Source organism: Paraburkholderia tropica (genome assembly GCF_014171495.1).
Lineage (GTDB): Bacteria > Pseudomonadota > Gammaproteobacteria > Burkholderiales > Burkholderiaceae > Paraburkholderia > Paraburkholderia tropica.
The window spans coordinates 726,392-750,776 of sequence record NZ_CP049134.1; the positions used below are offsets into that span (position 1 = coordinate 726,392).

At 65.7% G+C, this 24,385-nt stretch carries 24 protein-coding genes; 8 read left to right on the forward strand and 16 right to left on the reverse strand.

Annotation, left to right across the window (positions count from 1 at the left end; genetic code table 11):
* Positions 1-17 precede the first annotated feature (17 nt).
* Both galE and G5S35_RS03190 read right to left on the reverse strand, forming a co-directional pair.
* On the reverse strand, positions 18-1,049 hold the full coding sequence (gene galE / locus G5S35_RS03185) for a UDP-glucose 4-epimerase GalE (RefSeq protein ID WP_124262391.1): 1,032 nt from the start codon (positions 1,047-1,049) through the stop codon (positions 18-20).
* 28 nt (positions 1,050-1,077) lie between these two features.
* Positions 1,078-2,202, reverse strand: a complete 1,125-nt coding sequence (locus G5S35_RS03190; protein WP_124263347.1) for a glycosyltransferase family 4 protein — start codon at positions 2,200-2,202, stop codon at positions 1,078-1,080.
* Positions 2,203-2,591: 389 nt separating this feature from the next.
* Between G5S35_RS03190 and G5S35_RS03195 the strand changes: the two genes are divergently transcribed.
* From G5S35_RS03195 to G5S35_RS03205, 3 genes are all read left to right on the forward strand, one after another.
* Positions 2,592-2,963 (forward strand): CidA/LrgA family protein, encoded by a 372-nt coding sequence (locus G5S35_RS03195; protein WP_065057279.1) that lies wholly within the window; start codon positions 2,592-2,594, stop codon positions 2,961-2,963.
* Entirely contained in the window at positions 2,960-3,703 is a 744-nt protein-coding gene (locus G5S35_RS03200; protein ID WP_234774824.1) for an LrgB family protein, read from the forward strand. Before G5S35_RS03195 ends, G5S35_RS03200 begins: the two co-directional genes overlap by 4 nt.
* 150 nt (positions 3,704-3,853) lie before the next feature.
* Positions 3,854-4,645, forward strand: coding sequence for a glycosyltransferase family 25 protein (locus tag G5S35_RS03205; RefSeq protein ID WP_183038567.1), 792 nt, complete (start codon positions 3,854-3,856; stop codon positions 4,643-4,645).
* A gap of 165 nt (positions 4,646-4,810) precedes the next feature.
* On the opposite strand, the gene G5S35_RS03210 is transcribed toward G5S35_RS03205, so the two are convergent.
* The 3 genes from G5S35_RS03210 to G5S35_RS03220 all read right to left on the reverse strand — a co-directional run bounded on the left by G5S35_RS03210 (position 4,811) and on the right by G5S35_RS03220 (position 8,655).
* Positions 4,811-6,274: a flippase gene (locus tag G5S35_RS03210; protein WP_183038568.1), complete on the reverse strand. Its 1,464-nt coding sequence runs from the start codon at positions 6,272-6,274 to the stop codon at positions 4,811-4,813.
* Between the two features lie 279 nt (positions 6,275-6,553).
* Positions 6,554-7,378, reverse strand: a complete 825-nt coding sequence (locus G5S35_RS03215) for a glycosyltransferase (protein ID WP_074984627.1) — start codon at positions 7,376-7,378, stop codon at positions 6,554-6,556.
* A gap of 17 nt (positions 7,379-7,395) precedes the next feature.
* Positions 7,396-8,655: an oligosaccharide flippase family protein gene (locus tag G5S35_RS03220; protein ID WP_074984629.1), complete on the reverse strand. Its 1,260-nt coding sequence runs from the start codon at positions 8,653-8,655 to the stop codon at positions 7,396-7,398.
* Positions 8,656-8,918: 263 nt separating this feature from the next.
* On the opposite strand from G5S35_RS03220, the gene G5S35_RS03225 reads away from it, so the two are divergent.
* The 3 genes from G5S35_RS03225 (at position 8,919) to waaC (ending at position 13,141) form a co-directional block, all read left to right on the forward strand.
* The gene (locus tag G5S35_RS03225) at positions 8,919-10,313 is read left to right on the forward strand and encodes a phosphomannomutase/phosphoglucomutase (protein WP_074984840.1); all 1,395 of its coding nucleotides are present in this window, start codon (positions 8,919-8,921) and stop codon (positions 10,311-10,313) included.
* 328 nt (positions 10,314-10,641) lie between these two features.
* Positions 10,642-11,808: a hypothetical protein gene (locus G5S35_RS03230; protein WP_074984630.1), complete on the forward strand. Its 1,167-nt coding sequence runs from the start codon at positions 10,642-10,644 to the stop codon at positions 11,806-11,808.
* Between the two features lie 337 nt (positions 11,809-12,145).
* Positions 12,146-13,141: a lipopolysaccharide heptosyltransferase I gene (waaC, locus tag G5S35_RS03235; RefSeq protein ID WP_173816900.1), complete on the forward strand. Its 996-nt coding sequence runs from the start codon at positions 12,146-12,148 to the stop codon at positions 13,139-13,141.
* Here waaC and G5S35_RS03240 read toward each other — a convergent pair.
* Entirely contained in the window at positions 13,107-13,406 is a 300-nt protein-coding gene (locus tag G5S35_RS03240) for a hypothetical protein (RefSeq protein WP_183038569.1), read from the reverse strand. The genes waaC and G5S35_RS03240 overlap by 35 nt on opposite strands.
* On the opposite strand from G5S35_RS03240, the gene G5S35_RS03245 reads away from it, so the two are divergent.
* Positions 13,387-14,271: a Kdo hydroxylase KdoO gene (locus tag G5S35_RS03245; RefSeq protein WP_065057288.1), complete on the forward strand. Its 885-nt coding sequence runs from the start codon at positions 13,387-13,389 to the stop codon at positions 14,269-14,271. The two genes, G5S35_RS03240 and G5S35_RS03245, sit on opposite strands and share 20 nt — an antisense overlap.
* Before the next feature lie 88 nt (positions 14,272-14,359).
* Complete coding sequence (waaA, locus tag G5S35_RS03250; protein ID WP_183038570.1) at positions 14,360-15,685, forward strand: lipid IV(A) 3-deoxy-D-manno-octulosonic acid transferase; 1,326 nt, start codon at positions 14,360-14,362, stop codon at positions 15,683-15,685.
* 94 nt (positions 15,686-15,779) lie between these two features.
* Here waaA and ureG read toward each other — a convergent pair whose 3' ends face one another.
* The 10 genes from ureG to urtC all read right to left on the reverse strand — a co-directional run bounded on the left by ureG (position 15,780) and on the right by urtC (position 24,385).
* Positions 15,780-16,427, reverse strand: a complete 648-nt coding sequence (gene ureG, locus G5S35_RS03255) for an urease accessory protein UreG (protein WP_065057290.1) — start codon at positions 16,425-16,427, stop codon at positions 15,780-15,782.
* A gap of 47 nt (positions 16,428-16,474) precedes the next feature.
* Entirely contained in the window at positions 16,475-17,176 is a 702-nt protein-coding gene (locus G5S35_RS03260; protein WP_065057291.1) for an urease accessory protein UreF, read from the reverse strand.
* Positions 17,163-17,852 carry an urease accessory protein UreE gene (ureE, locus tag G5S35_RS03265; RefSeq protein ID WP_183038571.1) on the reverse strand — a complete coding sequence of 230 codons (690 nt, stop codon included), beginning with the start codon at positions 17,850-17,852 and terminating at the stop codon, positions 17,163-17,165. Before ureE ends, G5S35_RS03260 begins: the two co-directional genes overlap by 14 nt.
* Before the next feature lie 47 nt (positions 17,853-17,899).
* The gene (gene ureC, locus G5S35_RS03270; RefSeq protein WP_065057293.1) at positions 17,900-19,606 is read right to left on the reverse strand and encodes an urease subunit alpha; all 1,707 of its coding nucleotides are present in this window, start codon (positions 19,604-19,606) and stop codon (positions 17,900-17,902) included.
* A gap of 37 nt (positions 19,607-19,643) precedes the next feature.
* On the reverse strand, positions 19,644-19,949 hold the full coding sequence (locus G5S35_RS03275; RefSeq protein ID WP_074984638.1) for an urease subunit beta: 306 nt from the start codon (positions 19,947-19,949) through the stop codon (positions 19,644-19,646).
* An 11-nt stretch (positions 19,950-19,960) separates the two neighbouring features.
* A complete protein-coding gene (gene ureA, locus G5S35_RS03280; protein ID WP_065057295.1) occupies positions 19,961-20,263 on the reverse strand; it encodes an urease subunit gamma in 303 nt (100 codons plus the stop codon).
* A 305-nt stretch (positions 20,264-20,568) separates the two neighbouring features.
* Positions 20,569-21,471: an urease accessory protein UreD gene (locus G5S35_RS03285; protein ID WP_183038572.1), complete on the reverse strand. Its 903-nt coding sequence runs from the start codon at positions 21,469-21,471 to the stop codon at positions 20,569-20,571.
* A 107-nt stretch (positions 21,472-21,578) separates the two neighbouring features.
* Complete coding sequence (gene urtE, locus G5S35_RS03290; protein WP_124262383.1) at positions 21,579-22,274, reverse strand: urea ABC transporter ATP-binding subunit UrtE; 696 nt, start codon at positions 22,272-22,274, stop codon at positions 21,579-21,581.
* A 54-nt stretch (positions 22,275-22,328) separates the two neighbouring features.
* Positions 22,329-23,114 carry an urea ABC transporter ATP-binding protein UrtD gene (gene urtD, locus G5S35_RS03295; protein ID WP_420874519.1) on the reverse strand — a complete coding sequence of 262 codons (786 nt, stop codon included), beginning with the start codon at positions 23,112-23,114 and terminating at the stop codon, positions 22,329-22,331.
* Positions 23,115-23,194: 80 nt separating this feature from the next.
* Positions 23,195-24,385 carry an urea ABC transporter permease subunit UrtC gene (gene urtC, locus G5S35_RS03300; protein ID WP_183038574.1) on the reverse strand — a complete coding sequence of 397 codons (1,191 nt, stop codon included), beginning with the start codon at positions 24,383-24,385 and terminating at the stop codon, positions 23,195-23,197.

Sequence of the window (24,385 nt, forward strand, 5' to 3'; positions counted from 1 at the left end):
CGCCCCTTATTTTTTCTTTACTCAAACCCGTGCGGATTATTTTCCTGCCAGCGCCAGTGGTCCACGCACATGCGCTCGATGCCGAATTGCGCTTTCCAGCCAATCAGCTTTTCCGCCGTGGCCGGGTTCGCATAGCACTCGGCGATGTCGCCCGGCCGGCGCGCGACGATCTCATACGGCACCGGTCGGCCCGACGCCTTTTCGAACGCCTTCACCACGTCCAGCACGCTATAACCCTGACCGGTCCCGAGATTCACGACAAAGCCTTCGCCGCGCGCGGCCAGCGCGTCGAGCGCCTTCAGATGCCCCTGCGCCAGATCGACCACGTGGATGTAATCGCGCACGCCCGTGCCGTCCGGCGTCGGGTAATCGCCGCCGAACACGCGCAGGCGCTCCAGCTTGCCCACCGCCACCTGCGCGACATACGGCATCAGATTGTTCGGAATACCGGCCGGATCTTCGCCGATCAGGCCGCTTTCGTGCGCGCCCACCGGGTTGAAATAGCGCAGCACGGCGATGCGCCACGACGGATCGGAGATCGCGACGTCGCGCAGAATCTGTTCGGCGATCAGCTTGGACTGGCCGTACGGATTCGTCGCCGACAGCGGGAACGTCTCGTCGATGGGCGAGCGCTCCGGCACGCCGTAGACGGTCGCCGACGAGCTGAACACGAACTCCTTCACGCCGTGCTGGCGCATCACGTCGAGCACCACGAGCAGGCCGTCGAGGTTGTTGCGGTAGTACTCGATCGGCTTCGCGACCGATTCGCCGACCGCCTTGAGCGCCGCGAAATGGATCACGCCCGTGATCGGATGCGCCTTGAAAATGCGCTCGAGCGCCTGCGCATCGCGCACGTCGGCCTCGTAGAAGGCGACCGGCTTGCCGGTGATCTGCGTGACGCGCTTGAGCGATTCCTGACGGCTGTTGACGAGATTGTCGACGGCGACGACGTCGTAGCCGCCGTTGAGCAGTTCGACGCAAGTGTGCGAGCCGATAAAGCCCGCGCCGCCCGTGACGAGGATCGTGCCTTTTGAGTTCGTCGCTGCCATGCTCTGGTTCCGTATCGTCAGACTGCGTTCAAAACGTCGATCCGGTCAACTCCCGGATCGTTTCCCGGTAGCGTTGTACCACAACGCGTTCGTCGAATTCTTTCGCAATTTTTTTCCGGCCGCGCTCGGCCATTTTTGTTCGGTCCGATGGGGACATATCGAGCATGCGCGCCATCGCCTGCGCGAGCGAAGCCGCGTCGCGGGCGGCGCAGAGCAGGCCGTTTTCGCCGTCCGCGACCACTTCGCGGCAGCCGGGCACGTCGGTCGCCACGATCGGGCGGCCCATCGCGCTCGCTTCCATCAGCGTGCGCGGCACGCCTTCGCGGTACGAGGGCAGCACTACGCAATCGGCGTCCGCAATATAGGGGCGAACGTCCGCCGTTTCGCCCAGATAAGCGATCACGCCTTCGCGTTCCCACGCGGCCACTTCGTCGCGCGTGATCGCGCTCGGGTTGTCGACGCCGACCGGGCCGAGCAGGCAGAAGCGCGCCTGCGGATACCGCGCGCGCAGCGAGCGCGCGGCTTCGACATATTCGCCGACGCCCTTGTCCCAGAGCAGGCGGCCAATCAGCACGAACGAAAATTCGCTGCGCTCGGGCAGCGGCGTGAACGCGAAGTCGTCGAGATCGACGCCTTCGCCGTGCAGCAGTCGCGCGCGCTCAGGATGAACCAGCAAATTCTGCTCGCGGAAGGCGGTTTCGTCGTCGCGATTGAGGAACCAGACTTCGCGCGGGAAGCGGAACGCGAAGCGATAGAGCCGTTTGGCGACCTGCGCCGCGCGGCTTTTCTGGATGAAGACGTAGCCGAGCCCTGTGGTCACCGCCACCGACGGCACGCGCGCGAGCCACGCCGCCACCGAGCCGTAGATGTTCGGCTTGATCGTGTAGTGGAACACGACGTCGGGCCTGAGCGCGCGATAGTGGCGGCGCAGCGCGAGCAGCGTGCGCAGATCGTCGAGCGGATTGGTGCCTTTCGACGCCACGTGCAGGTCGATGCAGCGGCAACCCATCTGCTCCAGCGGTTCGAAGGTGCGGTCGCGCGGCGCGATCACCGTGACCTGCGCGCCGGCTTCGTTGAGCGCGCGCAGCAGGCCCCGTCGATAGGTGTAGATGGCCCAGGCCGTATTGCAGACGAGCACCACGTGCAGCGGCAGGCGGCGGGCGGGCGAGGGTTGGGCGGCGGGAGCAGCGGAGGAATTCACGAAGGCCGGATCGTCGAGAGCGTCGATGGGCCGGGCGCGAGCCCGGCAAGGGGCCACATTTTAGCCGAGGCGGCGTGGGCCGCCGGGGCGCTTCGGGCGCGCAGGAACGATTGTCGCGGCGATTGTGGCGGAGCCAGGGCGCGACCGATGGGCGCGAGGGTGCAGGCGGCTTACACGTGGGCTACACTCCAGGCCAGCGCGCGGGCGTCGGCTGGCATCGCATTGCACCGGCCTTGTATCGCCTTTGCATCGGCCTTGTATTGGCCACACACCGCGCGCTGGACCTTGCCGGGTCCAGACTCACTCAGACCCATTCCAACAAGCGCGCCGCTCCTTCCGCCATGCTCCGTTCCCTTGCCGCTCTGCTGATCTTCCAGTGTCTCGGCGAGAGCGTTTCCTACGTGTTCTCGCTGCCCGTGCCCGGTCCCGTGATCGGCATGCTCCTGCTGTTCGCCTTCGCGATGATGCGGCCCGCCGCCGCCGAAGCCATCGAGCCGACCGCGCTCGAATTGTTGCGCCACCTGTCGCTGCTCTTCATTCCGGCGGGCGTCGGCATCATGGTGTCGGCGCAGGCCGTGCGCGGCGAAGCGTTCGCCGTGATCGCGAGCCTCGTCGTGAGCACGACGCTCGGCATCGCCGTCACCGCGCTCGTGACGCGCGCGCTGCTGCGTCGCCAGCGCCGCCACGAAATCGGCGAGGAGGGCGCAGCGTGAATACGACTCTGCCGTTCGCGAAACTCGACGCCATCTGGGTCTATCTCGCCGCTTCGCCGCTGCTCGGACTCACGCTCACACTGGTCGCGTATCTGATCGCGCTGAACGTCTACGCGCGCGCGAAACACAACCCGCTGGCGAATCCGGTGCTGATCGCGGTGGCGATCGTGGTCGTCGCGCTCAAGATCACCGACACGCCGTATCGCACCTATTTCGAAGGCGCGCAGTTCGTGCACTTCCTGCTCGGACCGGCGACGGTCGCGCTCGCGCTGCCGCTCTATCGCCAATGGAACAAGCTGCGGCGCACGGCGCTGCCGCTCATCGGCGGGCTCGTGGCCGGTTCGCTCACCGCGATCGTGTCGGCGGTCGGCATCGCAAAACTGTTCGGCGCGACGCATCAGACGCTCGCGTCGATCGCGCCCAAGTCGGCGACCACGCCCATCGCGATGGCGGTCGCCGACAAGGTCGGCGGCATTCCCTCGCTCACCGCCGTGCTGGTGATCTCGACGGGCGTGTTCGGCGCGGTGACGGCGCGCTGGATCCTCAACCTGCTGCGCGTGCGCGAGACCGAAGTGCGCGGTTTCGCGATCGGCGTGGCGTCGCACGGCATCGGCACCGCGCGGGCGTTTCAGGTCAGCGAGGAGATGGGCGCGTTCGCGGGGCTCGGCATGGGGCTCAATGGGGTTTTCACTGCGTTCGTCGTGCCGCTGCTGTTGCCGACGCTGCTCGGCTGGTTATGAAACGTCGCTTTTGCGCGCGTCTTGTGCAGCGCGTTATGAGGTTAACCCCGCATCCACGACGCCCTTTTGATTGGAGTTCTTCCTGCAAACTGCAAAAATTCCGTGTCCGCGAATTTCTGTCCGGAATGGTTTTGCAGCCAGGAGCCGCCCATGCAGGTTTTTGTCATTTCATTAAAAGGAAGTCAGTCTGAGAGCAACCGGAAACTCGCGTCGATGCTCGAAAACGAGCGCTTCACGGTAAGCGTGATCGACGCGGTGTATGGCCCGGAACTGAATGCGAAAGATTATTTTTCGGCGATCCAGCATTACCTGAGCTTTCGCAACCGGCTCATCACGCCTTCGGAACTGGGCTGCGCGCTGAGCCATAAAAAAGCCTACGAAGCGCTCTTGCGCACGGGCGAATCGCACGCGCTGATTCTCGAAGACGACGTGATTCTCGACGCCGACGCGTGCGCGAACATTCGCCAGATCATGGAAAAGATGGGCCAGTTCGACGGCTATCTGCATCTGGGCGGCATGGACGGCCTGCTGCGCAGTTTCGAGCGCGTGGGCGGCACGATCTGCTGCGAGATTCCGCCGGTGTTCCGGGTTCACGACGGCGATCTCGGCCATCTTTATCGCACCGTCGGCTATGTGATTTCGGCGTCGTTCGCGAAGGAAGTCCTGAGCCTGATGGAGCGCGACATCTTCGTGATCGACGATTTTTCGCACGTCCGCAATCACGTTCAGGTCGGCGATTTTTATTTTTCCAGCATCGTTAAGCATCCAACCGATTTGAGCGCTTCAAGCATCCAGAGCGAGCGCACGACGATGGTGACGCGTCCGAAGCGTCCGGGTCTCGCGCGGCAGATCTGGCGCGAGATCGACCTCACGCTGCGCGCGAAGCGGAAAATCGCCAATCAGCTTCGGGCGATCGACGCCGGAAGTTTGCCGAACGAGTAGTGGCGGAATAGCGGTTTGTGCGGCGGCAGGCGTCGGGCTTGAATGTGCCCGGCCTGCCGCCGCTTTGCATTGTGCTTCGCGTTCTGCTTTGCGTTCTGTTGCAGGACGTTTTCCTCGCCGGCCGACCCGCCGTTCGCGCCGCGCGACCTCACTTCCCAGGCTTCATCAAGCCCAGCGGCTTCGCATCGATGCGAACACGCCGAGCACGCGCGCGAACAGCGCCGGTTGCGCACGTGCGCTCCAAGCGAGCGCGACGCCGGTCGTGGCGATCCACATCGTGATCGACGGCAGGCTCAGCGGCGCGAGGACCAGCGTGCCGACGTAGGCGATGCCGATGATCAGCGTCGGCGCGGCAAGCATGCGCAGCGGGCGGATTTCGAGGCGCGCCGCGCGATACAGCAGGAAGCCGTCGATCACGCAGCGCGCGCTCCACGCGAGCGCCGCGCCGAGCACGCCGAAGGTCTGCATCGCCCACCAGAGAAACGCGAAGAACGGCACGAGTTCGTAGATCAGGAGACGCGCGACGATGCCGGGGCGGCCCGTTGCCTGCAGATGGCAGCCCGCGATCAGCGCGAGGCAATTGAACCAGACGCCCACGAGTATCGTTTCGCCGACGGAGTCCGAGCGCGCCGCGAAATCCTGTCCGACCCACAGCGAAAGAAACGGATGCATGAGGAACATGCCGAACACGATCATCGGCGTGAGTGCGGCCAGGAAACCGCGCAGCGTGGTCGCGGAAAGCGCCGTCGCGCTCGTGATTTCGAGCGACGAGAGGCGCGGAAACAGCGTGCGCGCGATCACGTTGGGCAGGAATCGCACGCGCACGGCGAGATTGAACGGCACCTGATAGTACGCGACCGCCTGCGGCCCGAGGATGTGGCCGATCATGACGCGATCGGCGGTTTCGTGGAGCGCGGAGGTCAGGTTCTGCACGCTCATCCACGCGCCGAACGAAAACAGTTTGGGAATCAGCGCGCGGCGCGGACCCGCGCAAAAGCGCAGCGGAAAGACGCGCCACACCACGATTGCGTAGATGCCGAGCGTGCCGAGCCCCGCGCCCAACGTGCCGTACACGATGTAGTTCAGGCGCGGGCCCATCACGTACGCCACGATCAGCGGCGTGAGCTGATACATCAGCGTGACGGGAATCTGCACCAGCGTGAGGATGCCGAAGCGCTCGCGCGCGGAAAGCGAGCCGCTGAGCACGCCGATCAGATTCGCGAGCGGCATCAGACACGCCACGAAAGGCAGCGCGGGCTGCAACTCGGCGCGCAGCGCCGGACCGAGATTGAAGTACGGCAGCAGCAGATGCATCGCCACGAACAGCACCGCGCCGCTCGCCACGCCGAGCCCGACGTTGAGGATCAGCGCCGTCCACAGCACGGATTCGCGCTCCTGATGCGTGGCGTCGGCGAGCTGGGCAATGCGATTGGCCGTCGCGGACGACAGCCCCATGTCGAGAAAGCCGAAATAGCCCTGAATCATCCAGACGATGGCCAGCACGCCGTACCGCGCCGTCCCGATGTAGTGCAGATAGATCGGCGTGGTCACTAACGCAATGATCATCGGCAGCAGGCTGCCGATCAGGTTGAACAGGGCGCTGCGTTTCAGGCTGGGTTTGGCGGTCATGGTGTGGTCCGGTGCGTGCATTCGATGCGCCACTTTGGCCGCGCCGCAGCGCGCCGTGACGGACTCGTGACGCGCGCGGACCCGCGCGGCGCTATGACTGCGCCTCTGCGGCGACGCGTGAAGCGCCGTCCGGCTGCGTCCGAATGCGAACGTCCTATTCTGCGCCGGGAGACGGATGGCAGTTTGTGCGTCGGCGCACGGTTGCACGCGGGGCGGACGTGGGACCGCATGTGGGGCCGGACCGTAGCTTTCAGGGACCGCGCGAGCCCGGACTTCGCGTTATGCGCCGAGCCGCGTTTTCAGCCGGTGAAGCAACCTGTAAGGCGTGACGAGATGCAGCGTGTTCTTGGCGAGCCCGGCCCAGTCGCGCCAGTTCAGCACGTTCAGATAACGCGCCTGCAAACGCAAGGTCGAGACGATCTGCCGACGCCGTTTGGTCGCGCTGATGCCGCCTTCGTTCAGCTCGTAATAGAGCCCGAGTTCGGGCAGATTCGCGCAGTCGTAACGCTCCATCAGACGCAGGAAAAGATCGAGGTCTTCCGCAGCCGGATACTGCACGCGATAGTTGCCGACGGCGAGCACCGCGTCGACGCGCAGCATCACCGAAGGATGCACGAGCGGCGAGCGCAGCATGCGCGTGCGGCGCAGTGCGCGCGCGTCGGCGGGCGGGCGCAGCATGAAGAGCGGCTCGCCCGCGCGATTGACGACCTGCGTCCACGTGCCGAGCGCGGCTAGTTCAGGCTCGGCTTCCATGCGCGCGCGCTGCTTCGCGAGGCGGTGCGGCACGGCCAGATCGCCCGCGTCGATGCGCGCCGCGTAGCGGAAATCGCGCGAGGCCAGCGCCTCGATACCGGCCTGCAAGGCGCGTTCGATGCCGCCGTTTTTTGGCATGCGCAATACTTCGATTTCCATGCCGGGCACCGTCGGCGCGACGATGGGCGGCGTGCTGCCGTCGTCGACGACGAGCGCGTAGATCGGCGCGTCTTCCGCGAACGAGGCGAGCGTGCGCTCGACGTCGGCCTGGCCGTTGTAGGCGGGCATGAGCAGGGCGACATCGGCGAGAGCGCCGGTTCGAGCGCGCGCGGCGGCGGGGGATGGCGTCATGAGGCGGGCAGCGAGGTTCAGGTCAGTTTGAAGCGGATGTAATAGAAGTTCACGCAGGCCGCCGCGAGGTAGCCGCACGCCAGCCCGACGAGCGCACCGTACGCGCCGAGGCGCGGGATCGCCACGAGATTCACGGCGAACGCCACCGCGAGCGCGAGCAGCCACTTGGCGAGCAAGACGAACTTCGCCTGATATTTGAGCACCACGAGATTGCCGATCGCCTCGATGCCCGCGGGCACCGAGAGCCACACGGCCCAGCGGAAAATATTCACGGCGCCCGCGTAGTCCGGGCCGAACACGCGATGGATGATGAAGCCCGCGAGCGCGTCGAGCACCAGCGCGCCCGCGATCATGATGACGCCCGTCATCGCGAACAGGCGCACGAGGTTGCGGCGCAACTGCGCGGCCTGCTGCACGCGATAGACGAAGGCGGGCGCGATGGTCTGCGAGAGCATCAGCGCGAGCGTGATCCAGTTTTCGTTGAGCTGCTGCGCGGCCGAATAGCGGCCGAGATCGGCGAACGAAATGGTGCGTTCGAGCATCAGCCGGTCGAGCTTCAGGAACAGATACATGCAGATCAGGCCGAGCCAGAACACCGTGCCCGCCGTCGCGAAATGCTTGAAGAGCGCGCGGTCGACGTGCCAGCCGAGCTTGCCGCCGTGACGCTTGCGGAAATAGAGCACCAGCGCCGCGCCGATCGCCGCCGATTCGAGCGCCCACAGCCAGCCGAAGGTGGCGGGCGCGAACGCCGCGCGCGCGAGCAGAAACACGAGCAGCGCCTTGACGATCGCCGTGCTCATACTCGCGATAAGCTGTGGCTTGCTGTACGTCATGCTCTGCAGCCACGCGTTGATCACGCCGACGAACGGCTCGCGAAACAGCATGGTGACGGCGAGTCCGGCGAGCATCGCGCCGACCATCGGATCGGTCGCGCCGAGCCCGATGCCGATCCACGTGACGACGAGCGCCGCCGCCGACACGCCGATGCGCAGCGCGAACGCGCTGCCGAGCACCGTGCCGACGGCCTCGCGCGGTTTGTTGACGATTGTCGGCACGAGAATTTCGGCGCCGCACACCCAGGTGATGGGCGAGAGCACGAGCAGCAGCGTGTTGGCGTACTGCCATTTGCCAAACACGTCGGGACCGAAATAGCGCGCCAGCACGCCGCTGATCGCGATGGCGACGGCGATCTGCGTGACGCGTTCGAGGCCGAGCCACACGATGTTCGTGAACGCGCGCGTGACGTCGGGGTTGGCGGGGCGCTTGAGGCTCAGCATGCCGGACCGTCCTGACGACGCGGACGCATCGGGCACGCATGGGCATGGCGCTTGCTGGCGCGAGGCGCCAGACCCGGCGCGGATTTTGTCGTCAGGAGGAAACGGCGAGGCATTAAAATGGGTGCATAACCTTCGGCGGTCGCCGAAAAACGGCAATTATAGTTTGTAACGGTTCCGACTTTTCGTAACGCGGGGTCGCGGCAGCCCGCCGAAACGTGTTACGAATAATCCCCCCGACTTTCCATCGCACGGTGAGCCTCATCATGATTTCTCAATCGATTTTCAAGGCCTATGACATTCGCGGCGTGATCGGCAAGACGCTCGATACCGACACGGCACGCGCCATCGGCCAGGCCTTCGGCAGCGAGGTGCGTGCGCAGGGCGGCGACGCGGTGGTGATCGCGCGCGACGGCCGCCTCTCGGGCCCCGACCTGTCCGCCGCGCTCGCCGACGGCCTGCGCTCGGCGGGCGTCGACGTCGTCAACGTGGGCATGGTGCCCACGCCGGTCGGCTACTTCGCGGCGAGCGTGCCGCTCAAGCTCGCCACGGGCGAGCGCAGCATCGACTCGTGCATCGTCGTGACCGGCAGCCACAATCCGCCCGACTACAACGGCTTCAAGATGGTCCTGCGCGGCAAGGCCATTTACGGCGACCAGATCCAGGCGCTCTATCAGCGCATCGTCGACAAGCGTTTCGAAAGCGGCGCGGGCACCTATGCCGATTACGATATTCGCGATGAATATATCGACCGCATCGTCGGCGACATCAAGCTGGCGCGTCCGCTGAAGATCGTCGTCGATACCGGCAACGGCGTGGCGGGCGGTCTCGCGCCGCGTCTGTTCAAGGCGCTCGGCTGCGAACTGGTCGAACTGTTCACCGAAGTCGACGGCACCTTCCCGAATCACCATCCGGATCCGGCGCACCCGGAAAACCTCCAGGACGTGATCCGCGCGCTCAAGGAAACCGATGCCGAAGTGGGCTTCGCGTTCGACGGCGACGGCGACCGTCTGGGCGTGGTCACGAAGGACGGCGAGATCATCTATCCGGATCGTCAGCTCATGCTGTTCGCCGAGGAAGTGCTGTCGCGCAATCCGGGCAAGCAGATCATTTACGACGTCAAGTGCACGCGCAACCTGGCGAAGTGGGTGAAGGAAAAGGGCGGCGAGCCGCTGATGTGGAAGACGGGCCACTCGCTCGTGAAGGCGAAGCTGCGTGAAACCGGCGCGCCGCTGGCGGGCGAAATGAGCGGCCACGTGTTCTTCAAGGACCGCTGGTATGGTTTCGACGACGGTTTGTATACGGGTGCGCGTCTGCTTGAAATCCTCGCGCGCGTCGACGATCCGAGCAAGCTGCTCAACGATCTGCCGAACTCGCACGCCACGCCGGAGCTGCAACTGAAGCTCGAGGAAGGCGAGAATTTCGCGCTGATCGCGAAGCTGCAGGAGAACGCGACGTTCACGGGCGCCGATGAGGTGATCAAGATCGACGGTCTGCGTGTGGAGTATCCGGATGGGTTCGGCCTCGCGCGTTCGTCGAATACGACGCCGGTCGTCGTGATGCGTTTCGAAGCCGATAACGACGCCGCGCTCGCGCGTATTCAGGCGGATTTCAAGCGCGTGATTCTGGCTGAGAAGCCGGATGCGAAGTTGCCGTTTTGAGTGTTTCAGTGCGTCATTGCAGCGGCCGGGCGCCGCTGCAATGACGCTGTTGGGAGGCATCGTTCTGATTTCGACTCGTTTCGCTTGCCACAACGTGCGCCAACTATTGCGTACGTGTCTTGCCGACATAATCCTCAAACTCAACCGCCGATCGTTGATTCGTGCCGCAGTAGCGTACACAAAATGCGTCTAAAGGCAAGTTGTTCGAGCGCAAAATCGATTGCCGATAGAAGAAGGGGCGACGGCAATACAACAATCAATATTGTTGGCTGGGAAAGTGGCCTTAGGCCTTGCGTATAATCCCCGCGAAATAAGGGGAGGCCATTCAATGGCGACACAAATAATCTCGCGCGCGCGCCGACTGCCGGAAATTCTTATTACCGTTGCAGTTCTGGTTCTGATCTACGCTCGCATGCCCGAGAGGATCATTCATGGTTTTCTGTGGGCTGAAGACGTCACGACGTTCCTGACTCAGGCGTATGACCTCGGCCTGCCTTCCATCGTTACGCCCTACGCTGGGTACCTGCATCTCGTCCCGCGGGTGATTGCTTACCTGTTCTCCCTGATGTTCCCCATTACGAGGGCTCCATGGGCGTTCGCTATCGTTAGCCTGCTCATTACGTGCGCCAGCGCAGCGTGGATCTTTTCGATCGCAAGACGGGTGCTGCCGATTTATGTCGCGGCAATCATGTCGCTCGCGCTTGTGCTGGTGCCGGGCAATGGCGAAATATGGCTGACGATTACCAATCTGCAATGGGTGCTGGCACCGCTGCTGCTCGCGCTCATCTGGGAAGAGTTCTGGTCCGATAGGCCACGCTCAACCGTAAGGACTGTGGCAATCGTCGTGTTTTCGCTCACCGGACCATTCGGTATTTTCTTCACTCCTTTTACGCTGGTTGGCATCGCCAGGCGTCGCAGGGGTTACGGCTATCTTATTCCGGTGGCAATTCAGGCGGCCATGACGGCCCTTTACGGCTTGCCGTTGCCGCCGAATGCACACGCTCCGCTTTCGTACATTCACTACCCATGGTTGCCCGAAGCAGCGCAGCATCTGGTGTACGACATGTTTCTGCTGCCGGGCATTCACCACTGGGCGCTGGCGGCATTTGCGCTTGCAGCCGTCGTGTGTCTGTGCGCATTTTCCGTCCGAGGCTATGCATGCGTGGCGCTTCTCGCGTTGAGCGCGGCGCTGTGGGGAATCGGCGTCGTCAGAACGGGCGTGTGGACGGACAGCGTCGTGGCGTGGTACGGGGCTGGCTCACGATATTTCTACCTTCCCGCTGTGTTTATCGCATGGTCACTCGCGATTGCGACTTCGCGGTCTCGCTACGTGTCGATGCGGCTGGGTGCTGCATTGCTTCTGCTCATGATGCTCCACGTCAGCCACTCGTCATTCCGGGTAACCCGATACCCCGACACCACGTTCACCCGGACGCCGGAAGGCTGGAGAGTCGTCCCACCTCCCGCTAAAGGCTGGGGAAGAGTGATCAAATAGGTCGATCTCTGCGGGGGGGCTCCTGCGCTCGAGTAGCAGCGCGGGGGCATTCAACCTGATATACGACGAGCATTTCAACGGGGTGCGCCGTTGACCGGCAGCATTGGTTTCGGTTGAAACAGTCGATACACGGGGCCACTGCGTCGCCTCGACACTTGCAACAAGGGAAGCCCTAGCCCGGGCGGCATTCGCGATGATCTGGCGCCGTATTCCCCAATCGGCGCCGATCTTCGAAAACACGCACTTTCCCCCCTCAATTCACGCCAGCTCTCGCCCAACCCCGCGGGCGCGCTAAAATTGCGGACCTTTCAACCAGTCCGCCCTTCCTGCCTTGAGCGTGCAAAAGATCCTCATCGTGCGCGTGTCGTCGCTTGGCGACGTCGTCCACAACATGCCCGCCATCGCCGATATCCGGCGGCGGTATCCCGACGCGCAGATCGACTGGCTCGTCGAAGAAAGCTTCCAGTCGCTCGTCGAGCTCGTGCAGGGCGTGCGCCGGCCGATCCCGTTTTCGCTGCGGCGCTGGCGCAAGCGCCTGCTGTCGGGCGCCAACTGGCGTGAGATCGGCGCGTTCCGCCGCGCGCTCGCCGCCGAGAAGTACGACCTCGTGATCGACTGTCAGGGCCTCATCAAGACCGCGTGGGTCGCGAGCTGGGCGCGCGGGCCGCTCGTCGGGCTCGGTAACCGCACGGACGGCGCGGGCTACGAATGGCCGGTGCGCTTCTTCTACGACCGCTCGATCCGCATCGAGCCGCGCACGCACGTCGTCGAGCGCACGCGACAACTGGTCGCGGCGGCGCTCGATCTGCCCGCGCCGCAGCCCACCGACGAGATCGACTTCGGCCTCGACACCTACCGCGCCGCGCAGGCGCTCGCGGGCGTCGGCCTGAATCTGCCGGTGCCCTACGTGGTGTTCGTGCACGCAACTTCGCGCGCCGACAAGCAATGGCCCGACGCCCACTGGATCGAACTCGGTCAGGCGCTGGTGCGCCGCGGCGCGTCGCTCGTGCTGCCCTGGGGCAGCGACGCCGAGCGCGCGACCAGCGAGCGCCTCGCGCGCGAGTTCGGCGAGGCGGCCATCGTGCCGCCGAAGCTCTCGCTGCCCGCCGTGGTCGGCCTGATCGACGGCGCGGCGGCCACGGTCGGCGTGGACACGGGGCTCGTGCACATCGCGGCGGCGCTGAAGCGGCCGACCGTCGAGTTGTACAATTTCGCGACCGCCTGGCGCACCGGCGGCTATTGGTCGCCGAACGTCGTCAATCTCGGCACCGCCGGGCAGCCGCCCACGCTCGCGCAGGTCAAGAGCGCGCTGGCCGGTTTCGGGCTGCTGTGACGGCCAGGGCGCCGGAAGCGCGAAGGGCAATCTCTGACAGACTGCGTCGCATCAAAGCGCGCCGCGCGGCCCGCGGGGTATAAGGAGCGGCGCGTGCGGCAAGATAACGTCCGCCGCGCGCCACTTCGGGCCGGGCCGTGAACGTGCCGACGATATTGTCGATAGCGCCGATCTCGTCGATATCACGCACGCCGCGCACCACACACAGGCCGGGCAACCAGATCCAATCGCTTGCAGGGGCGACCATGAAAGAATCCCAGATCATCGAAATCACTTCCGCCGACTGGCAAGGCAAGGGCCTCGCGATGCCGCGAGAGACGCTGCTCGATGCCGTCGAGCAGGGCAAGGTGCTGTACTTTCCGAAGCTCGAATTCGCGGTCGAAGGCGGCGAGCGCGCGCTGCTCGATCCGGCCATCGCCGATCCGAAGCGCAAGAACATCAGCCTCGATCCGAACGGCGGCGCGCTGCACGGCGTGCTCGGCGACACTGTCACGCAGTCGGCCGTGCGCGCGCTGATCGCGCGTTATCAGGCGTGCGCGCGTTCGCTCGTCGACGGTCTCTTTCCCGAGTACACGGGCAAGCTGCGCGTGGCGCCCACGAGTCTGCGCCTGCATCAGGTGGAAACGCGCGAGACTTCGTGGCGCAAGGACGATTCGCGTCTGCACGTCGATGCGTTCCCGTCGCGCCCGAACTACGGCGAGCGCATCCTGCGCGTCTTCACCAACGTGAACCCGAACGGCGTGCCGCGCGTGTGGCGCGTGGGCGAGCCGTTCGAGGACATGGCCAAACGCTTCCTGCCGAACATCAAGCCGCAGTTTCCGGGCTCGGCGTGGCTGCAGAATCTGCTGCACATCACCAAGTCGCCGCGCAGCGAGTACGACCATCTGATGCTCAATCTGCACGACGGCATGAAGGCCGATCTCGACTATCAGAAGTCGAGCCCGCAGCAGACCATCAACTTTCCGCCGGGCAGCGTCTGGGTGTGTTTCTCCGATCACACCTCGCACGCCGTGATGTCCGGCCAGTTCATGATGGAACAGACCTTCTTCCTGCCGGCGAAGGACATGGTGCATCCGGAATGGGCGCCGCTCGGCATTCTCGAACGCCTCAAGGGCAAGGAACTGGTTTGATCTTCGATTTGAGCGTCGATTCGAGCGTCGATTTGAGCGCTGACTTTAACGTCGAGCCGGGCGCGCGGGCTGCGATCGCGGAGGCCCGATGCTGAGGGCGGTTTATCGCGCGGCCTGGTGGCTGATCGCGCCGCTCGCGGTGCTGCGCCTGTTCATCCGCTCGCGTCGCGAGCGCGGCTATCGCGAACACGTCTGCGAGCGTTTCGGTTTTGCGGACGGCCGTCTGCCCGAGGACGACACGCCGCTGATCTGGGTGCATGCCGTCTCGGTCGGCGAAACGCGCGCGGCGCAGCCGCTCATCGACGCGCTGCTGGCGGCGCGTCCCGACGCGCGCATTCTGCTCACGCACATGACGCCCGGCGGGCGCGCACAAGGCGAGCAACTGTTCGGCGACCGCGTGCTGCGCTGCTATCTGCCGTACGACATGCCGCACGCGGTGCGGCGTTTTCTGCGCACGTGGCGGCCATCGCTCGGCCTCGTGATGGAAACCGAGGTGTGGCCCACGCTCATCGACGAATGCAGGCGTGCCGACGTGCCGCTCGTGCTCACGAATGCGCGCATGTCGGCGCGTTCGTTCAAGCGCGCGGCCAAGTTCGGCGCGGGCGCGCGCGAGGTGTTCGGCGGCTTCACGCGCGTGCTCGCGCAAAGCCCGTCGGATGCCGAACGTCTGACCGCGCTCGGCGCGCGCAACGTGGCCGTGCTTGGCAATCTGAAGTTCGATATGGCGAGCCCGCCCGCGCTCGTCGCGCGCGGCCGCGACTGGCGACGCGCGATCGGCGCGCGTCCCGTGTGGGTGGCGGCGAGCACGCGCGAGGGCGAAGAGGAACTAGTGTTGCAGGCGTTCGCGGCGCTCGACGTGCCCGACGCTTTGCTGATTCTCGTGCCGCGTCATCCGCAGCGTTTCGACGAAGTCGCCGCGCTGGTCGCGCGCAGGAATCTGAAGCTCGAACGGCGCTCGCAGTGGGCGCCGGCGTCCACCGGCACTGCGCATGCGGATGTGCCGGCCTTGCCGCAGGACGTGAACGTGCTGCTCGGCGATTCGATGGGCGAGATGGGCGCGTACTACGCGGCCGCCGATGTCGCGTTTATCGGCGGAAGTCTGTTGCCGCTGGGCGGGCAGAATCTGATCGAGGCGTGCGCCGTGGGCACGCCGGTGCTGATCGGCCCGCACGTGTTCAACTTCACGCAGGCGACGGCCGATGCCGTGGCGGCGGGCGGGGCGCTGCAGGTGCAGGACCCGGCCGACCTCGCGCGCGTGTTGCGCGAACTCTTCAAGGACAAGTCGCGCCGCGTGACGATGGGCGCGGCGGCGTCGGCTTTCGCCTCGCGCCATCGCGGTGCGACCGCGCGCACGGTCGACGTGCTCACGACGCTGTTGCCCGAGCGCGCCTCGGCGACGACGCTCGATCTCTGAACGACGCACTCACCAGGTGCTCACCGCGTTCTCACCGCGTTCTCACCGCGTTCTCACGATACGCGCCGCCCGGCACGCATCGTGAGCCGCGCGCTCAACCCACCAGCAATCCCTTCTTCTCGATGAAGCCGATCACCTGATCGAGGCCGTCGAGCGCCTTCAGATTGCACATCACGAACGGCCGCTCGCCGCGCATCTTCTGCGCGTCGGAGGCCATGATGTCGAGATTCGCGCCCACGAGCGGCGCGAGATCGGTCTTGTTGATCACCAGCAGATCCGACTTTGTGATGCCGGGGCCGCCCTTGCGCGGAATCTTTTCGCCGCCCGCCACGTCGATCACGTAGATCGTCAGGTCCGACAACTCCGGGCTGAAGGTGGCCGCGAGATTGTCGCCGCCCGACTCGATGAACACGATGTCCGCATCGGGAAAGCGCGTGAGCATCTGGTCGACGGCTTCGAGGTTGATCGACGCATCCTCGCGGATCGCCGTGTGCGGGCAGCCGCCCGTTTCCACGCCCATGATGCGCTCGGCGGGCAGGGCGCCCGCGACGGTCAGCAGGCGCTGATCTTCCTTCGTGTAGATATCGTTGGTGATGGCGACGAGGTCGTAGCGCTCGCGCATCGCCTTGCAGAGCATTTCGAGCAGCGTGGTCTTGCCGGAGCCAACCGGGCCGCCGACGCCGACGCGCAGCGGCGGCAGTTTCTTGGTGCGCTTATTGGACGAATTGTTGGGCGAATTCATGTGTGAGTGCGAACGCGAAGTGACGCGAAGTGAGGAGAGCGCGGCGCTCAGGAACGAAACAGCCGCGAGTATTGCGATTCATGGCGCGCGCTCAGAATGCCGAGCTGCGGCGCGAACGTGTTGAGCGAGTCGGGCGGCGTGGCGAGCGCGCGCGCCACGGCATCGGCGATCGCAGGCCGCAGCGCGACGACGATGCGTTGCCCCGCGACCTGGCCGAGCGGCACCGCCTTGAGCGCGGCGGCCGTCTGGTTCTCGACCCAGCTGAACGCGTAGGCGGCGAGCGTCGCTTCCGTGGACGCATCGTGCGCGTAAGCCGCGAAGGCGAACGCCGTGGGCTGCGCGACGGGCGTCATGCGATCGAGCGTGGCGCGGCGCGCGGCGTCGCCCCATTCGAGTTGCGCGCAAAGCTGGCGCAGCGACCAGCCCATCTGCGCGGTCTCGCGACGGAGTTCCGCCGATTCGCGGCTCGCGATGAACTCCGCGTTGGCGTCGATCAGCGCTTGCGTGGCAGCGGCGGCGTTATCCGTATCGTGCGCGCGCCAGCGTTCGAGCTGATGCGCGAGGAACGGCAACTCGCCGGGCGCGAGCACGTTGGCGAGGCCGTGGGCGATCCAGTGCGCGGCGTCTTCGGCGGTTTCGACCAGTCTGGCGTCGATCGCCGCTTCGAGTCCCTGCGAATAGCTGAACGCGCCGATCGGCAGCGCCGGCGACGCGAGATGCAGCAGCGCGGTGAGTTCAGCGATGTTCATGGCTGTGGTCGTGCGCGTGGCCGTCGCAATGACCGTGGTCGTGGCCGCATTCGTGGTCATCACCGTGATCGTGCGGATGTTTGTGATCGTGCGAATGATCGTGGCCGTGTGCGTGGCTGTGGTCGTGTGCGTGATCGTGATCGTGATCGTGATCGTGCGAGTGACCGTGATGCTCGTCGTACACGCGCTGCGCGAGCGCGTAGTCCTCGGCGAACGTCGCATCGTGACCGTGACGATGCCCGCCGCCATACGCGCCCGACTCGGGCTGGAACGGCAGTTCCGCGCGCTCGACCTGCGCGCCGAGGCGCTTGAGCATGTCTTCGAGCACCGGATCGGCTTCGAGCTTCAGTTCGTCGACGCCCACTTCCACGGGCGTATGGCGATTGCCGAGGTGATACGCCGCGCGCGTGAGCGTGAGGCGGTCGTGCGCGCGCACGCGCAGCACGCTTTGCGCCGCCGCGATCACGCGCACGAGGCCGCCATCGTCGGCGACCAGCATGTCGCCGTCACGCAGCACCGTGCCGCGCGGCAGCACCACGCCCACGTCCTCGCCCGTGTCGAGCCTGGCCGCGAGGCGGCTCTTGCAGCGCTCGTCGTAGGCGAGCGTGAGGGTGGGCGCGCGCTTGACCAGCACGGGCGCGAGTTTGGCGTTGAGTCGTTTGTCGATCGTGCGCATATCAATACTTCAAACTTCATGAATGCTGTTCGTGAATCCCGAACAGATCAGAACAGAAAATACCGCTGCGCCATCGGCAGCACCGTGGCGGGTTCGCAGGTGAGCAACTGGCCGTCCGCGACCACCTGGTAGGTTTCGGGATCGACGCTGATCGACGGCTGCCATGCATTGTGGATCATGTCGGCCTTCGTCACGCTCCGGCAATTGCGCACCGCGACCACGCGCTTTTGCAGACCATAACGATCGACGATGCCTTTGTCGAGCGAGAGTTGCGAGACGAAGGTGAGCGAGGTCTGCGTGAGCGCGCGTCCGCGCGTGCCGAACATCTCACGATAATGCACGGGCTGCGGCGTCGGAATCGACGCATTCGGGTCGCCCATCTGCGCGAGCGCGATCATGCCGCCCTTGAGAATCAGCGAGGGCTTGATGCCGAAGAAGGCCGGATCCCAGAACACCAGATCGGCCCATTTGCCCGGCTCGATCGATCCCACTTCATGCGCGATGCCGTGCGTGAGCGCCGGATTGATCGTGTACTTCGCCACATAGCGCTTGACGCGGAAGTTGTCGTTGCGCGCGTTGTCCTCGGGCAGCGCGCCGCGTTGCACCTTCATCTTGTGTGCGGTCTGCCACGTGCGGATGATGACTTCGCCCACGCGGCCCATTGCCTGGGAATCCGAAGAAAGCATCGACAGCGCGCCGAGGTCGTGCAGGATGTCTTCGGCGGCGATGGTTTCGCGGCGAATGCGCGATTCGGCGAAAGCAATATCTTCGGCAATCGACGGATCGAGGTGATGGCAGACCATCAGCATGTCGAGGTGTTCGTCGAGCGTGTTGACGGTGTACGGGCGCGTGGGATTGGTCGAGGAGGGCAGCACGTTCGCCTCGCCGCAGACCTTGATGATGTCGGGCGCGTGGCCGCCGCCCGCGCCTTCGGTGTGATACGTGTGGATCGTGCGGCCCTTGAACGCGCCCACGGTCGCTTCCACGAAGCCCGATTCGTTGAGCGTGTCGGTGTGGATTGCCACCTGGGTGTCGGTGTCGTCGGCCACGCTCAGGCAGTTGTCGATGGCTGCGGGCGTCGAGCCCCAGTCCTCGTGCAGCTTCAGGCCGATCGCGCCGGCCGCGATCTGTTCCTCGGCGGGCGCGGGCAGGCTCACGTTGCCCTTGCCGAGAAAGCCGAGGTTGATCGGCCAGCCGTCGGCGGCCTGGAGCATGCGTTCCATGTGCCACGGGCCCGGCGTGCAGGTGGTGGCGTTGGTGCCCGTCGCCGGGCCGGTGCCGCCGCCGAGCATCGTCGTCACGCCGCTCGCGAGCGCCTCGTCGATCTGCTGCGGGCTGATGAAGTGGATGTGCGTGTCGATGCCGCCCGCCGTGACGATCTGGCCTTCGCCCGCGATCACTTCGGTCGAGGCGCCGATGGGAATCGTCACGCCCGGCTGCACGTCCGGATTGCCCGCCTTGCCGATGCGCCAGACGCGCCCGTCCTTGATGCCGATGTCGGCCTTCACGATGCCCCAGTGATCGATGATCACGGCGTTGGTCACGACCGTATCGGCGACTTCGGCGTGCAGGCGCTGCGACTGGCCCATGCCGTCGCGGATCACTTTGCCGCCGCCGAACTTCACTTCGTCGCCGTAGACGGTGTAGTCGCGCTCGATCTCGATGAGCAGTTCGGTGTCGGCGAGACGCACGCGGTCGCCGGTCGTGGGGCCGAACATCTCCGCGTAGGCGCGGCGGCCGATCTTCAATGTCATATCGGATTCCTGATGAATTCGGGGCGTGACGCGCCGCTCAGAGCGGGCCCATCACCTTGCCGTTGAAGCCGTAGACCGCGCGCTCGCCCGCGAGCGCGACGAGTTCGACGGTGCGCTCCTGGCCGGGCTCGAAGCGCACGGCGGTGCCCGCCGCGATGTTCAGCCGGAAGCCGCGCGTAACCTCGCGCTCGAACACGAGCGCTTCGTTCACTTCGTAGAAGTGGTAGTGCGAGCCGATCTGCACCGGGCGGTCGCCCGTGTTCGCGACCGTCACGCTGAGCGTCTCGCGGCCCGCGTTGAGTTCGATTTCGCCGTCGTCGATCAGCATTTCGCCGGGGATCATGGGCGCGTCCTTCAGGGAATCGGATGGTGGACGGTGACGAGCTTGGTGCCGTCGGGGAAGGTCGCTTCGACCTGAATGTCGGGGATCATTTCGGGCACGCCGTCCATCACGTCGTCGCGCGTGAGCAGCGTGGTGCCGTAGTGCATGACCTCGGCGACGGTCTTGCCGTCGCGGGCGGCTTCCATCAGCGCGGCGCTGATGAACGCCACCGCTTCCGGATAGTTGAGCTTGAGGCCGCGCGCGCGGCGCCGTTCGGCGAGCAGCGCGGCGGTGAAGATCAGGAGCTTGTCTTTCTCGCGTGGCGTGAGCTTCATCGTTCTGGTTCGGTTGGGGCAAGTCTGGACGCGTGACAGCCGAAGCGGCCAGGCGCGCGGGAAGGGCGCGGACCAGCTTACGGGAGCCAGGTTACGGACAGCTTGCTGCCTCGCGCGCGGCGCGCACGATTCGCTGCAAGCTCACAGCAAGGTGTGTGCCAATGAAGGGGCCAGCGTGGATGCACCATATGCGCGGCGTTCATGCACCGCCTTGACGTTTCGATGTCGCGAGTTTGTGCGTTGACGCGCGAACGCGCGCCAGGATGGTGCGACATTCAGCAGGAGCGATGCAGGAACGATGCGGATCAGGTCGTCCACAGTCGCAGCGGCGCGGCCTTCACGCCGTGCACGAACGGGCGCAGTTGCGTCCAGCACTGCGCGAGCGTGGTTTGCAGCGGTTCCATCGAGCGGCCCACCACGCGCACGAGCAGCACGCCCGGCGCGATGCAGCTCGCGCCCGAGCGCAGCGCGTCGTCGAAAGGCAGCGTGGCGGCGAGATCCTGCGCGAGCGCGTCGGTGCAGGCGGGGCCGATCGCCCACAGCACGCCGAACGCCGGAAAGCCCGCGAGACCTTGCGGCGCGTCGCGCAGCGGATCGGCGGCGTCGATCAGCGCGCGCTCGAACCAGAGCAACTGTTCCTCGGCCTCGGGCGTGGCCACGCGCACGACGCGCGTGAGCGCGCGCAGCATGCCCGCCGACCAGCGCTCGCCCGCCGCCTGGCGGCCCAGTTGCGTCGCGTCCCAGCCGATGGCCGTCGCGCCCGCGCCGAGCGTGAGCGCGAAGTCGAGTTCCGCGTGCGCGTGATCGAAGACGAGATTGTTCTGCGGCAGCCAGTCGAGCTTCGCGCCGTCGCCCACGCGCACCTTGATGCGCTGGCGCGCGACGCGGCCGTTCGACTTGTACCACTTGGTCGCGCCCGGCGTGGTGAGCACGGCGTGCGCGCCGTCACCTACATTCACGTTGATGTCGAGGCGGTCGCCGCCCGCGATCCCCGCCGGCGGATGCACGATCACCGCGTGGCAGATCGCGTCGCCTTCCGGATAGAGTGGACGTTGCACGCGCAGCGGTCCCACGTGCAAACGATGCGTGAGCGCCGTGCGCGCCTTTTGAAGTTCGAAACCGAGTTCGAGCTTCGCGGCCCATTCGGGTTGCGCGACCTGGCGCAGCGTGGTGTTGGCGAGCGCGGCGTGATCTTCGTGAAGCGACATGCGGATTTCGTGCGGACCAGTGCGGAAGTTGGCGTGGAGGATAGCACGCGGGGCCGCGCGTTCCGGCCGGTCCACAATCCGCGCGATCTCGCCGCTTGATTTCCCGCTCAGACGGCGATCAGCTCGCGCACGCCGTCCGCATCCATCTGCGCGCCCGCGCCGCCCGCGACGATTTCGCCGCGGCTCATCACCCAGTAACGGTCGGCGATGGCCTTCGCGAAGTCGTAATACTGCTCGACCAGCAGCACGGTGAGATTCATTTCCTCGACGAGCCTGCGCAGCGTGCGCCCGATCTCCTGAATGATCGACGGCTGAATGCCTTCGGTCGGTTCGTCGAGTATCAGCAGTTGCGGTTCGCTCATCAGCGCGCGGCCGATGGCGAGCTGCTGCTGCTGGCCGCCCGAGAGATCGCCGCCGCGCCGCGCCTTCATGTCCTTGAGCACGGGAAAGAGCGTGTAGATGTGCTCGGGCACGCCCTTGGGCATGCGCTTCTTGCTCGCCGCGCCCACCAGCAGATTCTCCTCGACCGTGAGACGCGGAAAGATATCGCGCCCTTGCGGCACATACGCGAGGCCGTGCGCCACGCGCGCATGCGTGGGCATTTTCGTGAGCGCGGTGTCGCGCCACGCGATGCTGCCGTTCTTCGTCGGCACCACGCCCATCAGGCAGCGCAGCAGCGTGGTCTTGCCCACGCCGTTGCGGCCGAGCAGCACCGTGAGTTCGCCTTCGGGCACCGTCATCGAGACGTTGCGCAGGATGTGGCTGCCGCCGTAATACTGGTTCAGCGATTCGATTGTGAGCATGTCGATGCCTTGTCGAGGCTTTGTCGATCCCTTCTCGGGCCGGTGGGGAGAGGCTCAGCGGCCCAGATACGATTCGATCACCGTTTCGTCGCGCTTGACCTCGTCGAGCGTGCCGTGCGCGAGCACGCGGCCTTCGGCCATCACGGTCACGCGTCCGGTCGCGCCCGCGAGCGCCGCGACGAACTCCATGTCGTGCTCGACCACCATCATCGAGCAACTGCCGCGCAGCCGGTTGAGCAGCGCGGCGAGTTCCATCGTCTCGTCGTCGGTCATGCCCGCGGCGGGTTCGTCGAGCAGCAGCAACTGCGGCTTCTGCATCAGCAGCATGCCGATTTCGAGCCGCTGCTTTTGCCCGTGCGAGAGCTCGCCCGCGAGCCGGCGCGCCTCGCTTTCGAGGCGGATCGTTTCGAGCGTCTGCTCGATCTTCGCCTGCGCGTCGCGCCCGAGCCGCGCGCGCAGCGTGGCGAACCAGCCCTTGTCGGCCTTCATCGCGAGTTCGAGGTTTTCCCACACGGGATGCTGCTCGAACACGGTCGGCTTCTGGAACTTGCGGCCGATGCCCACGCGCGCGATCGCCGGTTCGTTCATGCGCGTGAGGTCGAGCGTCTGGCCGAGAAACACCTTGCCCGAATCGGGCGAGGTCTTGCCGGTGATGACGTCCATCATCGTGGTCTTGCCCGCGCCGTTCGGGCCGATCACGCAGCGCAGTTCGCCCGCATCGATCTCGAGCGAGAGCTTGTTGAGCGCGCGAAAGCCGTCGAAGCTCACGGTCACGTCCTCGAGATACAGAATCGTGCCGTGCGAGGTGTCGATCACGCCGGGCTCGACCACGTGACCCATGTCGGCGACGCCCGAGAGCGTGAGGCTTTCCTCGTCGAACGGATTGTGATTGAGCGGATCGTTGAGCAGGATGTGTCCGTTCATGAGCGCTTGCCTCCTGCCGCGAGCTTCATGCGCCGCACGGCGAGTTCGATGAGGCCCATGATGCCGTTGGGCAGCAACAGCGGCACGAGCACGAAAATGAGGCCGAGGAAGAACAGCCAGTATTCGGCGAAATAGGCGGTGAAGAAGCTCTTCGCGCCGTTCACCGCGAACGCGCCGATGATCGGGCCGATCAGCGTGCCGCGTCCGCCCACGGCCACCCAGATCGCCATTTCGATCGAGTTGCCCGGCGACATTTCGCTCGGATTGATGATGCCCACCTGCGGCACGTAGAGTGCGCCCGCGATGCCGCAGAGCATCGCCGACACGGTCCAGATAAACAGCTTGTAGCCGAGCGGGCTGTAGCCGAGAAACATCAGGCGCGTTTCGCCGTCGCGCACGGCGGTGACCACGCGTCCGAGCTTCGAGGTGACGATCGCGCGCGCCGCAAGAAACGCGAGCACGAGCGTGGCGAAGGTCAGCAGGAGCAGCACCGTGCGCGTGCCCGGATGCGTGATCGGCATGCCGGCGATGCGCTTGAAATCGGTGAAGCCGTTATTGCCGCCGAAGCCGGTCTCGTTGCGATAGAACAGCAGCATCGCCGCGAAGGTCATGGCCTGCGTGATGATCGACAGATACACACCCTTCACGCGCGAGCGGAACGTGAAGAAGCCGAACACCCACGCGACCACGGCGGGCACGAGCACGACGAGCAGCAGCGCGTAGCCGAGATGCTGCGTGCCGCTCCAGTACCACGGCAGGCTGTGCCAGTCGAGAAACACCATGAAGTCGGGCAGATCGCTGCCGTACTTGCCGTCGTGGCCGATCTGGCGCATCAGGTACATGCCGATGGCGTAGCCGCCCAGCGCGAAGAACAGGCCGTGGCCGAGGCTCAGGATGCCGCAGTAGCCCCAGACGAGATCGAGCGCCAGCGCGGCGATCGCGTAGCACATGAGCTTGCCCGCGAGCGTCATCGTGTAGGCGGAGAGATGCAGCGCGCTCGTTTGCGGCAGCACCAGCGCGCACAGCGGCACGCCCACGCCCATCGCGATGATCAGCGTGATGAGCGCGAGCCACGCGCGCCGCGAGAGCAGGGCGGGGCGCGCGGGCAGGCCGAGCGCGAAGGTGTCGGCGTTGCCGTCGTGCGGCGCGAGCGCCGAACGCGGCGAAGTGGAGGTGGCGGTCGTCAT

What these genes read in the sequence shown, in the direction of transcription:
- galE (WP_124262391.1), bottom strand. Translation starts at nt 1,049, where the DNA reads ATGGCAGCGACGAACTCAAAAGGCACGATCCTCGTCACGGGCGGCGCG.
- G5S35_RS03195 (WP_065057279.1), top strand. Translation starts at nt 2,592, where the DNA reads ATGCTCCGTTCCCTTGCCGCTCTGCTGATCTTCCAGTGTCTCGGCGAG.
- G5S35_RS03205 (WP_183038567.1), top strand. Translation starts at nt 3,854, where the DNA reads ATGCAGGTTTTTGTCATTTCATTAAAAGGAAGTCAGTCTGAGAGCAAC.
- G5S35_RS03210 (WP_183038568.1), bottom strand. Translation starts at nt 6,274, where the DNA reads ATGACCGCCAAACCCAGCCTGAAACGCAGCGCCCTGTTCAACCTGATC.
- G5S35_RS03215 (WP_074984627.1), bottom strand. Translation starts at nt 7,378, where the DNA reads ATGACGCCATCCCCCGCCGCCGCGCGCGCTCGAACCGGCGCTCTCGCC.
- G5S35_RS03220 (WP_074984629.1), bottom strand. Translation starts at nt 8,655, where the DNA reads ATGCTGAGCCTCAAGCGCCCCGCCAACCCCGACGTCACGCGCGCGTTC.
- G5S35_RS03225 (WP_074984840.1), top strand. Translation starts at nt 8,919, where the DNA reads ATGATTTCTCAATCGATTTTCAAGGCCTATGACATTCGCGGCGTGATC.
- G5S35_RS03230 (WP_074984630.1), top strand. Translation starts at nt 10,642, where the DNA reads ATGGCGACACAAATAATCTCGCGCGCGCGCCGACTGCCGGAAATTCTT.
- G5S35_RS03245 (WP_065057288.1), top strand. Translation starts at nt 13,387, where the DNA reads ATGAAAGAATCCCAGATCATCGAAATCACTTCCGCCGACTGGCAAGGC.
- G5S35_RS03240 (WP_183038569.1), bottom strand. Translation starts at nt 13,406, where the DNA reads ATGATCTGGGATTCTTTCATGGTCGCCCCTGCAAGCGATTGGATCTGG.
- waaA (WP_183038570.1), top strand. Translation starts at nt 14,360, where the DNA reads ATGCTGAGGGCGGTTTATCGCGCGGCCTGGTGGCTGATCGCGCCGCTC.
- ureG (WP_065057290.1), bottom strand. Translation starts at nt 16,427, where the DNA reads ATGAATTCGCCCAACAATTCGTCCAATAAGCGCACCAAGAAACTGCCG.
- G5S35_RS03260 (WP_065057291.1), bottom strand. Translation starts at nt 17,176, where the DNA reads ATGAACATCGCTGAACTCACCGCGCTGCTGCATCTCGCGTCGCCGGCG.
- ureE (WP_183038571.1), bottom strand. Translation starts at nt 17,852, where the DNA reads ATGCGCACGATCGACAAACGACTCAACGCCAAACTCGCGCCCGTGCTG.
- ureC (WP_065057293.1), bottom strand. Translation starts at nt 19,606, where the DNA reads ATGACATTGAAGATCGGCCGCCGCGCCTACGCGGAGATGTTCGGCCCC.
- G5S35_RS03275 (WP_074984638.1), bottom strand. Translation starts at nt 19,949, where the DNA reads ATGATCCCCGGCGAAATGCTGATCGACGACGGCGAAATCGAACTCAAC.
- ureA (WP_065057295.1), bottom strand. Translation starts at nt 20,263, where the DNA reads ATGAAGCTCACGCCACGCGAGAAAGACAAGCTCCTGATCTTCACCGCC.
- G5S35_RS03285 (WP_183038572.1), bottom strand. Translation starts at nt 21,471, where the DNA reads ATGTCGCTTCACGAAGATCACGCCGCGCTCGCCAACACCACGCTGCGC.
- urtE (WP_124262383.1), bottom strand. Translation starts at nt 22,274, where the DNA reads ATGCTCACAATCGAATCGCTGAACCAGTATTACGGCGGCAGCCACATC.
- urtD (WP_420874519.1), bottom strand. Translation starts at nt 23,114, where the DNA reads ATGGGTCACGTGGTCGAGCCCGGCGTGATCGACACCTCGCACGGCACG.
- urtC (WP_183038574.1), bottom strand. Translation starts at nt 24,385, where the DNA reads ATGACGACCGCCACCTCCACTTCGCCGCGTTCGGCGCTCGCGCCGCAC.